The organism is Pseudomonas fontis (assembly GCF_028656955.1).
Classification (GTDB): Bacteria; Pseudomonadota; Gammaproteobacteria; order Pseudomonadales; family Pseudomonadaceae; genus Aquipseudomonas; species Aquipseudomonas fontis.
The window spans coordinates 26741-36345 of the sequence record NZ_JAMDGY010000044.1 but is presented as its reverse complement, the minus strand read 5'-3'; the positions used below and the strand labels follow the sequence as shown (position 1 = coordinate 36345).

Annotated in this window: 7 protein-coding genes and 2 pseudogenes; 4 read left to right on the top strand and 5 right to left on the bottom strand. The window is 62.1% G+C overall.

Annotated features, from left to right (window positions below; genetic code table 11):
• Positions 1-6: 6 nt before the first annotated feature.
• Both wecC and M5G11_RS15495 read right to left on the bottom strand, forming a co-directional pair.
• On the bottom strand, positions 7-1269 hold the full coding sequence (gene wecC / locus M5G11_RS15500; protein ID WP_273913615.1) for a UDP-N-acetyl-D-mannosamine dehydrogenase: 1263 nt from the start codon (positions 1267-1269) through the stop codon (positions 7-9).
• Between the two features lie 128 nt (positions 1270-1397).
• Positions 1398-1781 (bottom strand): annotated as a pseudogene (locus M5G11_RS15495) (UDP-N-acetylglucosamine 2-epimerase); the annotation flags it as partial.
• A 340-nt stretch (positions 1782-2121) separates the two neighbouring features.
• Here M5G11_RS15495 and M5G11_RS15490 point away from each other — a divergent pair.
• The 4 genes and pseudogenes from M5G11_RS15490 (at position 2122) to thpR (ending at position 6777) form a co-directional block, all read left to right on the top strand.
• Positions 2122-2642: pseudogene (locus M5G11_RS15490) on the top strand (sigma-70 family RNA polymerase sigma factor).
• Complete coding sequence (locus tag M5G11_RS15485; RefSeq protein ID WP_273913614.1) at positions 2639-3613, top strand: FecR family protein; 975 nt, start codon at positions 2639-2641, stop codon at positions 3611-3613. Before M5G11_RS15490 ends, M5G11_RS15485 begins: the two are co-directional and overlap by 4 nt.
• Before the next feature lie 89 nt (positions 3614-3702).
• Positions 3703-6147, top strand: coding sequence for a TonB-dependent siderophore receptor (locus M5G11_RS15480; RefSeq protein ID WP_273913613.1), 2445 nt, complete (start codon positions 3703-3705; stop codon positions 6145-6147).
• A gap of 105 nt (positions 6148-6252) precedes the next feature.
• A complete protein-coding gene (gene thpR, locus M5G11_RS15475; protein ID WP_420793865.1) occupies positions 6253-6777 on the top strand; it encodes an RNA 2',3'-cyclic phosphodiesterase in 525 nt (174 codons plus the stop codon).
• A gap of 1 nt (position 6778) precedes the next feature.
• Here the strand turns inward: thpR and M5G11_RS15470 are convergent, their stop codons facing one another.
• The 3 genes from M5G11_RS15470 to M5G11_RS15460 are packed head-to-tail and all read right to left on the bottom strand — an operon-like array spanning position 6779 to position 9517.
• Positions 6779-7177 (bottom strand): hypothetical protein, encoded by a 399-nt coding sequence (locus M5G11_RS15470; RefSeq protein ID WP_273913611.1) that lies wholly within the window; start codon positions 7175-7177, stop codon positions 6779-6781.
• A 31-nt stretch (positions 7178-7208) separates the two neighbouring features.
• On the bottom strand, positions 7209-8747 hold the full coding sequence (locus tag M5G11_RS15465; RefSeq protein WP_273913610.1) for an alpha/beta hydrolase: 1539 nt from the start codon (positions 8745-8747) through the stop codon (positions 7209-7211).
• Positions 8747-9517: a class I SAM-dependent methyltransferase gene (locus M5G11_RS15460; RefSeq protein ID WP_273913609.1), complete on the bottom strand. Its 771-nt coding sequence runs from the start codon at positions 9515-9517 to the stop codon at positions 8747-8749. Before M5G11_RS15460 ends, M5G11_RS15465 begins: the two co-directional genes overlap by 1 nt.
• Between the last annotated feature and the right edge of the window lie 88 nt (positions 9518-9605).

Here is a 9605-nt window from a genome sequence, read left to right as displayed (position 1 = left end):
TCCCAATCAACCCGTAGTAATGCCAGCGGCATCAATGACAATGGCGCCACTGCGAACAGCAAACGACTTTTTGAATTCGCGGTGCTTGACCAGCAACAGGTGGATATCGGCATCGTCCTGGGCACACTCGAAGTCCACATGCTGGTGTTGGGCCAGGTGTGTCGGCAGGGTCTGAATGTTGGGCTCGACCAGTTGCAGCGAGCAGCCAAGCTCGATGCCCAGGCGCTCGGCGATGCTCATTGCCGGGCTCTCACGCAGGTCATCGATATCCGCTTTGAAAGCCAGGCCGTAGCAGGCAATTTTCACTTCAGTGGCAGTGGTGCCCGGCTTTTTCAGAAGGAAGTCAGCCAAGGCCAGTTTCACCTGATCGATCACCCATTGCGGTTTGCTGTCGTTGACTTCACGGGCAGTGCGAATCAGTCGGGCCTGTTCCGGGGTCTGGCTGACAATGAACCATGGGTCTACTGCGATGCAGTGCCCACCAACACCAGGGCCTGGCTGCAAGATATCGACCCTGGGGTGATGGTTGGCCAGGCGGATCAACTCCCAGGGGTCGATCTGCAACATGTCGCAGATGATCGAGAGCTCGTTGGCAAAGGCGATGTTGACGTCGCGAAAGCTGTTTTCGGTCAGCTTGCACATTTCAGCCGTGCGCGCGTTGGTGACAATGCACTCGCCCTCAACAAAGGTGCGGTACAGGCGCACAGCTGCAGCAGAACATCTAGCCGTCAAACCACCGATGATCCGGTCGTTTTCTACCAGTTCACGCAATACATGGCCTGGCAGAACACGCTCAGGGCAATGTGCGATACGTATATCGGACGCTTCACCATGGGTTGCCGGGAAGCTCAAGTCCGGGCGAACTTCTGCCAGCCAAGTGGCCATCTGTTCGGTAGCCCCGACCGGAGAGGTCGATTCGAGAATGACCAGGTCGCCCGGCTTGAGCACCGGTGCAATGGCCTTGCTGGCAGACTCGATGTAGCTCAAGTCGGGCATATGGGCATTCTTGAAGGGGGTCGGCACTGCAATCAGAAAGGCATCGGCCTGTTCGGCGACCAGCGAGGCGCGCAGGTAACCTGCGCTGACGGCAGCCTGCACGACGCTGTCCAGTTCTGGCTCAACGATATGGATTTCGCCGCGGTTGATAGTAGCCACGGTATCCGGGTTGATATCGATACCGATCACTTGTTTCTTGCGGGAGGCAAATACTGCAGCAGTGGGTAAGCCGATATAGCCCAAACCAATGACGGAAATCTTGTTGAAACTCATGCGACTTTCTCGGTGTTTGGGCGGCACAGGCTGGACAGTACTTCGCGGATAAGTACGCATGCTGTTCCATCACCGTACGGGTTGTGGGCAACACTCATCTGAGAATAGAGAGCGTTGTCCGTGAGTAATTGGGCCAGGTGCTGTGCTTGCATGCCGGTGCTTTTCAGTTTGTCGACGACTGCAAGGAGTGCATCGATCACGGTGTTGCCGGTGATATGGATCTGCGTGTTGTTCACGCCTTCCCTGAGCAGGTTGTCGCGTGAGCGTTCGCTGGGCGCGAAATGCAAGGCTGCCAGCGCGTCAGTCAGGTCCTGTCCCGCTTTCATGATGTTCAGGTCGTAGTCTGGCGTGATGTCGAACAGCTCAAGGACCTGATCGAGCATATGCCGGTGCTGCCCAGTCACGCAGACATGGGAGTCGAAGCGCCCATCGTTCGCAAGGCCAAGTACCAGCGGAGCCATTTTGATTGCTTCGGGACGGGTCCCGAATACAGAAAGCGTTTTGAGTGTCACGTTTGCAGTCTTCTTTTGGGTAAGCAAAGCAGGCAGGCGTGCCTGAACCGCCCCCTACAAGGGCAGCGTGTAAAGGAGCTAGCGATAATCTGGGACATGCCTGACAACAACTATCGAGATTTTGAGGGTGCGCCGGTATCTGACTTGTTCGAAGAGGCTTTGCTTAGCGCGGGAGTGACGAGCCGCCTTTGACGGAACAATCAGTGCAGACCAGGCGTGCACGCAGAACACGCGGCGGGGTTTCAGTGGGTCGTAGCCAGGCAAACCGAGAAACCCAAAGGCAGGGGGGATTGTCTTATCGCCTCGCCATCACGATAATGAGATTAATTACCATTAATGTGTGGTTGATCTTGTGCCGAGCTCTGTCGACTCCAAGGCTGTCGTGGCCGAACTCTACAGCGACAATCATCGCTGGCTGCGCGCCTGGCTCTACCGCCGGCTGAATTGCCCGCATGATGCCGCCGACCTGACCCAGGACACCTTCGTGCGTGCCATGAGCAGCCCGCAGTTGCCTGCACTGGAAGAGCCACGGGCGTTTCTTGCGACCGTGGCACGGCGTCTGCTGAGCAATCTGTTCCGCCGTCGGGCGCTGGAGCATGCCTATCTGGAGATGAGCTCGCGCACTTGCCGGCACACTGCACGCCGTCCGAAGAGGACCTGGCGCTGGTCCGTGAAGCCCTTGCTGAAATCGATCGCCTGCTCGACGGGCTGCCCAACCGCGTGCGCCATGCGTTCATCCTCAGTCGTCTCGAAGGCCTCAGCCAATCGGCCATCGCCGAGCAGTTGGGGGTCTCCCTGGCAACCGTCGAGCGTGATCTGCGCCGCGCGTTCCTGCACTGCCTGAGCGCGAGGTCGCAATGAGCTTCAAACCACTGGATACCGCCACCCACGAAGCTGTCGACTGGCTGCTCAAGCTTGAAGGCCAGCCACCCGGCAGCCCCACGCGTTTGGCCTTCGACCATTGGTTGCGCAGCAGCCCTGCGCATCCCAAGGCCTGGGCGCAAGTCAATGCCTTGCTCGGTGCGCCACTAGCGGATTTGCTCGATGCCGATCAACGTCACCCCGGGCAACTGGCCGCTGCCAGCCGCGCGCTGCGCTCATTGCCGTCGCCGTCACGGCGCAAGGCAATCGGCGGTGGTCTGGCGATGTTGCTGCTGGGGCTTGGCGGCGCTGCGATCACCCAACGCCTGACGCCGCTGGGCGACGTGTTCGCCGACCTGCGTACCGGCACGGGCGAGCGCCACACCTTCACCCTCAGTGATGGTTCGCGCTTGAGCCTGAACGCACGCAGCGCCGTCGACATCCGTTTCGAGGGGGGAGTGCGCCGCGTGCTTCTACGCGACGGCGAACTGCAGGTGGATGTTGCCGCCGACCCGAACCGGCCTTTCATCGTCGAAACCCACGAAGGCCGCGTGCAGGCCCTTGGCACCCGTTTCAGCGTCACCCAGCAAGCCACCAGCAGCAGCGTTGCGGTGCAACAGCACAGCGTATTGCTGACCACTGCCAGCGGCCGCACGCAGCGGGTCGAGAGTGGCCAGGCGTTTCGCTTTGATCGCCAGCGCATCGACGCGCTGGCACCGTCATGGCGCACCCGGGCAGGCTGGAGCGACGGCCGCATCGATGTGCGTGACGAGCCGCTGGGCGAGCTGGTCGACGCACTGCGCCCGTACCGTAGCGGGTTTCTGCGGATCAGCCCCGAGGCCGCGCGGATCCGCGTCTACGGCACCTTCCTGCTCGACGACAGCGAGCGCACCCTGCGTTCACTGGCGGAAACCCTGCCGATCCGTGTCGAGACCCTGGGCCCCTGGCTGACCCGCATCGATGTGCAATAAAAACGCAAATAAAAATCAATCGCTGTGAGGGGATCTCGACACTGGCGTGTCCTCGTAATGGAAAACAACTTCAATCGAGCCGACACGCCATGCCCGACATCATCATCCGCCCCAGCCTACTGGCCCTCGCCATCGCCCTGGGCAGCAGCGCTGCCTTCCCGGTGCTTGCTGCAAACGCATCCACCCAAGCAGGCAACCTGCAGGCTTTCGATATTCCCGCCGGGGATCTCGGTGAAACCCTGAGCCGCATCGCTCGCGAGTCCGGGCATGTGCTGTCGGTACGTCCGGCGCTGTTGCAAGGCCGCCAGGCACCCGCCATTCGTGGCCAGATGAGTGCAGAGCAAGCCGCCATGCAAGCGCTGGGCGGCAGCGGCCTGAACCTGAACACCACCGCTGGTGGCACCTGGAGCCTGGTGCCGGCGGGCAATAGCGCCGCATTGGAGCTGGGCCCGACCCAGATCGTCGAGCGCACGCCGGAAAACGCCTGGGGCCCGGTCAAGGGCTATGTGGCCAGCCGCTCGGCTACCGCCACCAAGACCGATACATCGGTGCTGGAAGTGCCGCAGACCATCAACGTCATCACCCAGGACGAGATCAAGGTACGCGGCGCCCAGACCCTGACCCAGGCCTTGCGCTACACGCCGGGCATCACCGGTGGCGGTTTCCCTGACCGGGTTGGCCTGTTCGACGAGCCGACCTCGCGGGGCTTCCTGCCAACGCCGCTGTACCTCGACGGCCTGCACTTGCCCTACGGCAACGGCAGCACCGGCGGCGCCTTGCAGATCGACCCCTACAACCTTGAACGCATCGAAGTCATGAAAGGGCCGTCGTCGGTGCTGTACGGGCAGAACCAGCCCGGTGGCCTGGTGAACATGGTCACCAAGCGCCCGAGCACCACGCCAGTGCGTGAAATCGTGCTGGGCGGCGGCAGCTATGATCGTCGCTACGGCGCCTTCGACTACGGTGACCGCCTGGACGAGCAGGGCACGCTGCTGTACCGCATGGTGGGTACCTTCAACGATGAAAACGGTCAGATCGACTACGTCGAGAAGAAGCGCTTCATGCTTTCCCCAAGCCTGACCTGGGCGCCCAACGACCAGACCAGCCTGACCCTGTACGCGCATTACCAGAAAGACAACGACGTACCCGAGGCCCAGGGCCTGCCGGCGTCCGGCACCGCGAAGTTCAACCCCAATGGCAAGATCAAGCGCAGCCTGTTTCTCGGCGAACCTGACGTCAACGCCTATGATCGCGAACAGTTCACCGTGGGCTACGAGCTGAGCCACGAACTGAACGATGTCTGGACCCTCAAGCAGAACACCCGCTACGCCTACGTGGACGACCGCTACACTGCGCCGCTGCACGGTTACCGCTTTGTAACCAACCCTCAGACCGGGCAGGACGACCAGCGCTACGCTACCCGCTTTGGTGTCGACTGGGCCCAGCACAACAAAGTGTTCGGCGTGGACAACATGGCCCAGGCACGTTTCAACACCTTCGACGTGGCGCACACGCTGCTGATCGGCCTGGACTACTACCACTTCAACTCGCAGTTCCTCGGTCGCTACGACTACAACCCGCCGATCATCGACCTGTTCAACCCGACCTATGGCCAGGCGCTGAACTTTGCCAACCCGTACCGTTGGGATGACACGGTTATCCAGACCGGCCTGTATGTGCAGGACCAGTTGAAATGGGACCAGTGGTTCCTCACCGTCGGCGGTCGTTATGACTGGGCGGAAACCGACAACAAGGTGCCGCTTGCCGGGACCCACACCAACTCCAAGGATGAGAAATTTACCGGGCGTGCGGGCCTGGGTTATTCCTTCGAGAACGGTGTCACGCCGTATGTCAGCTACGCCGAGTCGTTCCTGCCGTTGCGCGGGACCAGTGCCACGGGCTCGCCGTTCAGCCCGTCCACCGGCAAGCAGTATGAAGCCGGGGTGAAATACCAGCCGACAGGGCAGGAGAGCTTTATCCAGCTGTCGGTGTACCAGATCGACCAGGAGAACATCCTCACCTCCAACAAGGACAACCCGATGTTCAGCACCCAGTCGGGTGCGGTGCGTTCCCGAGGGGTGGAACTGGAGGGCAAGGCCAGCCTTTCCGACAACCTGGGGCTGATTGCCTCGGTGGCGCGCAACGACGTGAAGTACACGCGTGACAACGATGGGCGTGAGGGGCGTCACCCGGCCGGGGTAGCACCGGTAACGGCGTCGCTGTGGCTGGATTACACGTTGAAGGGTGATACTCCGTTTGCAGGGCTAGGGGCGGGGATTGGTGCACGCTATGTGCGTGGCAGCGATGGTACCGACACGGCCAAGGACCACTTCACCATCCCGTCGTATACCGTGCTGGACGGCATGATTTCCTACGATTTCGCCGAGTCGCCGCTGCGTCTGAAAGGGGTGAAACTGCAGGTGAACCTGCAGAACCTCGAAGACAAGACCTACCTCAGCAGTTGCCAGAGCATCTGGGACTGCTACTACGGCGAGGGGCGCACCATTACCTCGAACCTGACGTACAACTGGTAAGCCTTTAAAAGCATCGCGGGACGAGCCCGCAAGGCCACCGAAAAAAGGCGCTATCCTTCCAGTCTCACACAGGAGATCTCTACCGTGAGACAGGAAGCCCGCATCATGGCCGAACCGTTCAAACGCCTGTTCTTTGCCCTGGATTGCACTGCAGAACAACGCCGCGCCATCAACCAGTGGCGCAAAGGCCTGGCACTGAACAGCGGCCGCCCCGTCCCCACCGACAACTTCCACCTGACCTTGATGTTCCTGGGTGATGTCGGTGTATCCCAGCTCCCGGCAGTACTCGATGCCGCAGCCAGCATCCGCTCCCCCAGCGAACGCCTGCGTGTCCCCCTGGACCGTCTGGACGCCTGGCGGCGCAGCAACGTGTTGTTGCTCACCCCGAGCGAGCCGCTATTGCCGCTACAACGCCTGGTCTATGACCTGCAACAGGCCATGCTGGCCCTGGGTTTCACCCCCGACACCCGTGAATACCGGCCACACCTGACCCTGGTGCGTGATTATCGCGACGGTGTGCCCGAAGCCAGTGCAGCCCCGGACTTTCACTTGATAGCCCGGCACTTCACCCTCTATGAATCGCACAAGGGGCGCTATCTGCCGTTGGCGCAGTGGCCGTTGCTGGGGTAATTCAGGCGTCACGCAACAAGTCGTGGGCGTCGAGCAGGCGGTAGAGTATTTCCGGCTGTTTATCCAGGCTGCGACGGATTGCGGCCGGGATGGATTTGCGGGTCTTGCGGCACAATCCCGGCAGGTCTTCGATCTGGATAGCGATGCCACGCATCGTGCGGACTTCATTGAAGCTTGGGGAAATGCTCAGGCGAATGCCCAGGTTGTCGTACAGCTTGCGTTGCATGTGCTCGAGATCTGCCAGGCTGCTGAGGTTTTCCAGGCGTTCCAGCAGGCGTTTCTCTTCCTCGCGGGTCAGGCGCAGGATGCGCATGTCCGACGGGCCCAGCAACGCTTCGCGGCCACAGTCACAGGCGCCGGGCGGGCAGGGTTGGCGAGTAGGAAAGGTCGGCGTGCTCATAGGCCCAAGCATAGCCATGGGCGGCAGGTTTTTACCAACGTTCAATGTCTTCGGTAGATAGGCTCGCGGCAATCGCCCCACGGTTGACGGGGCGCTTTTTATCGACCGGTTCGGGTGGGCTCCCGGGAATATCCGTTTCGATCCGTCGAATCAGGTAGGGGAAGAACGGATTCGACGCCACCCGCATCAACGCATCCAGGTCCACCATCAGCACGCCGCGCTCACCCCGGGCCGCCAGGGTCCCCAAGTGGATGCCGAAGTCCTCGTTGCTGGCCGGCTCACGGCCGTACAAGGCGTCGTCATACGGGAAGGGCAACGCGACGTGCGACAACGAAAACAGCTCGCGTGGATATTCCAGATTCAATGGGGTCTGGCTGCTGGTCTTGTTCAAGGCCAGGGTGCTGATCTCGATCATCGCGTTGCTGCTGGTCGAGGCGTTGGTAACGACGCTGGTCTTGTAGTTGCGTGGTGGCGCCGGCAGGAGCCGCTCCAGGGCGGTACTTGCAGTGGGGTCGAGCAAGCCGCCGAAGTCACTGGCCCGGTTGATATCGAAGATCACCAACTCGCTACCATTGGCTGGCAGGTGGCGGTACAAGCCACTGACCAACGCAGGCGTGCTGACGGTGAAATCCACCAGTGACTGGAAACTGAGGATGGGCGGCAGGGTCTTGAGGTTCTGTTGGCTGGCCAGGCGTGCCAGTTGGGTTTGCAAGGCATCGGTCAGCAGCCACGACTGGCGCGCGGCGTTCACCGGGAACGAGTTGTACTTGAATGGGTTGAACTCGGGCAGGCGACTCAGCCAGGCCGCTTTGCTGAACGCCGGCAGCACCGCTGGCAGGCCGGCGAGCCCGGCAAAACGGGCGTAGCGGGTAACGCCGATCATCGGCGAAATCAGCACCAGCCGATCTACAGCCGGCAATTGCCGATCGCTCAGCGTGTCCAGGGCATATTTGACTGCCAGTGCACCGCCATTGGAGAAGCCCACCACATGCAGCGGCGCCGGTGCCGGTACCCGCTGGCGGGCCGTGCGAACGGCCAGGCGGGTAGCCGCCATCCAGTCTTGCCAACGTGTGTCGGTCAGGCCCGCAGGTACGCTGCCGTGGCCGGGCAGGCGCAGGCCGATGGCAAGAAAGCCCAGCTCACGGTAGCGCCGGGCGATGTGCCGCAGGCTGTACGGCGAGTCGGTCAGGCCGTGCAGCAGGACTACCACGCCACGCGGCGTGCCCTGGGGTTCGAGCAGGTAGGAGCGGTTCCAGTCCTGGGCAAAGTGCGGCGGGTAGACCGGGCTGCCTGGGCGGTAGCGGTTCATCGAAGGCTGCGTCTGCACGGGCAGCTCTGCGCTGACCTCCTCGCGTACTTCGCTGAACACCGAATCTTCAGCGCGCAGCCAGGCCGCCCAGTCGCTGCCATCGAGTTCGGCTTCACTCAATTCATGGGGCACCGTGCGGTGCCAAGGCTCCAGCGGTGGGCCGCGTTCGGTGTCGTAGATGCGCCAGGCCAGCAGCGTCAGCACACTGACCAGCAGCACCAGTGCACTGCGCTTGAGCAGGCGGGCGAGGCTGGCGCGCATCAGGCCAGGCGGTCGCAGACGAAGGCCTGCGTCTGGTAGGGGAAGGTGATGTGGTTGCGCCCGCGCAGGGCCGGGTGGGTGTCGATCAGCGATTGCAGGCGGGTGCTGACCTTGGCTTTTTCGGCGTCATCCAGCGCGGCGATGAAGCTGACCGACAGGTTACGGTCAATGATCACGGCCTGCGGGTTGCCTTCGTGGGTGTGGGCAAAGCTGCTCAGGCGTGGCTCGCTGAAGTAGCGACCATCGAAGGCGTTGCGCCACTGACCGGTGTGAAAGCGCGGGGTGTCGCCTTCGTAGGGGTTGACGATGCGGGTGAGCTCGGCGACCCAGTCGATGGACGCGTCGCGCACGTTCCATACCAGCGCAAGACGCCCGCCGGGGGCCAGGACCCGGTGAAATTCGGCCAGGGCTTCGGCGTTGGCGAACCAGTGGAAGGCTTGGGCGCAGATAATGACCGACGCGCTGGCGTCGGGTAACGGCAGGTGTTGGGCGGTGCCGTCGAGGATGCGCGTGTCGGGCAACTTGGCGCTGAACTGGGCGCGCATCGCGGCAACCGGTTCGATGGCAATGACGGTGGGCTGCAAGGTTTGCAACAGACGGGTGAACTTGCCGGTGCCGGCGCCGATTTCCACGACGGTTGTGGCGGGGCTGATGCCGACCTCATTGGTTAGCCATGTCTTGAGTTGTTCCGGATAGTCCGGGCGGCCGCGTGCGTAGGTGTCGGATTGCGCGGTATAGCCGGTGCTGGCCGAGGTGTGCACGTCTGTCATGGGGGCTCCGGGAGGCGGGGGTCGTTGCAAGTCTAGAAGCTGGCAGGCGATTGTGGGAACTACTGGCATGCCCGAGACGTTGTCGCCG

Excerpts from the sequence above, each read along its gene's own strand:
- thpR (WP_420793865.1), top strand. The coding sequence starts at position 6,253 with ATGGCCGAACCGTTCAAACGCCTGTTCTTTGCCCTGGATTGCACTGCA.
- M5G11_RS15465 (WP_273913610.1), bottom strand. The coding sequence starts at position 8,747 with ATGCGCGCCAGCCTCGCCCGCCTGCTCAAGCGCAGTGCACTGGTGCTG.
- wecC (WP_273913615.1), bottom strand. The coding sequence starts at position 1,269 with ATGAGTTTCAACAAGATTTCCGTCATTGGTTTGGGCTATATCGGCTTA.
- M5G11_RS15485 (WP_273913614.1), top strand. The coding sequence starts at position 2,639 with ATGAGCTTCAAACCACTGGATACCGCCACCCACGAAGCTGTCGACTGG.
- M5G11_RS15470 (WP_273913611.1), bottom strand. The coding sequence starts at position 7,177 with ATGAGCACGCCGACCTTTCCTACTCGCCAACCCTGCCCGCCCGGCGCC.
- M5G11_RS15480 (WP_273913613.1), top strand. The coding sequence starts at position 3,703 with ATGCCCGACATCATCATCCGCCCCAGCCTACTGGCCCTCGCCATCGCC.
- M5G11_RS15460 (WP_273913609.1), bottom strand. The coding sequence starts at position 9,517 with ATGACAGACGTGCACACCTCGGCCAGCACCGGCTATACCGCGCAATCC.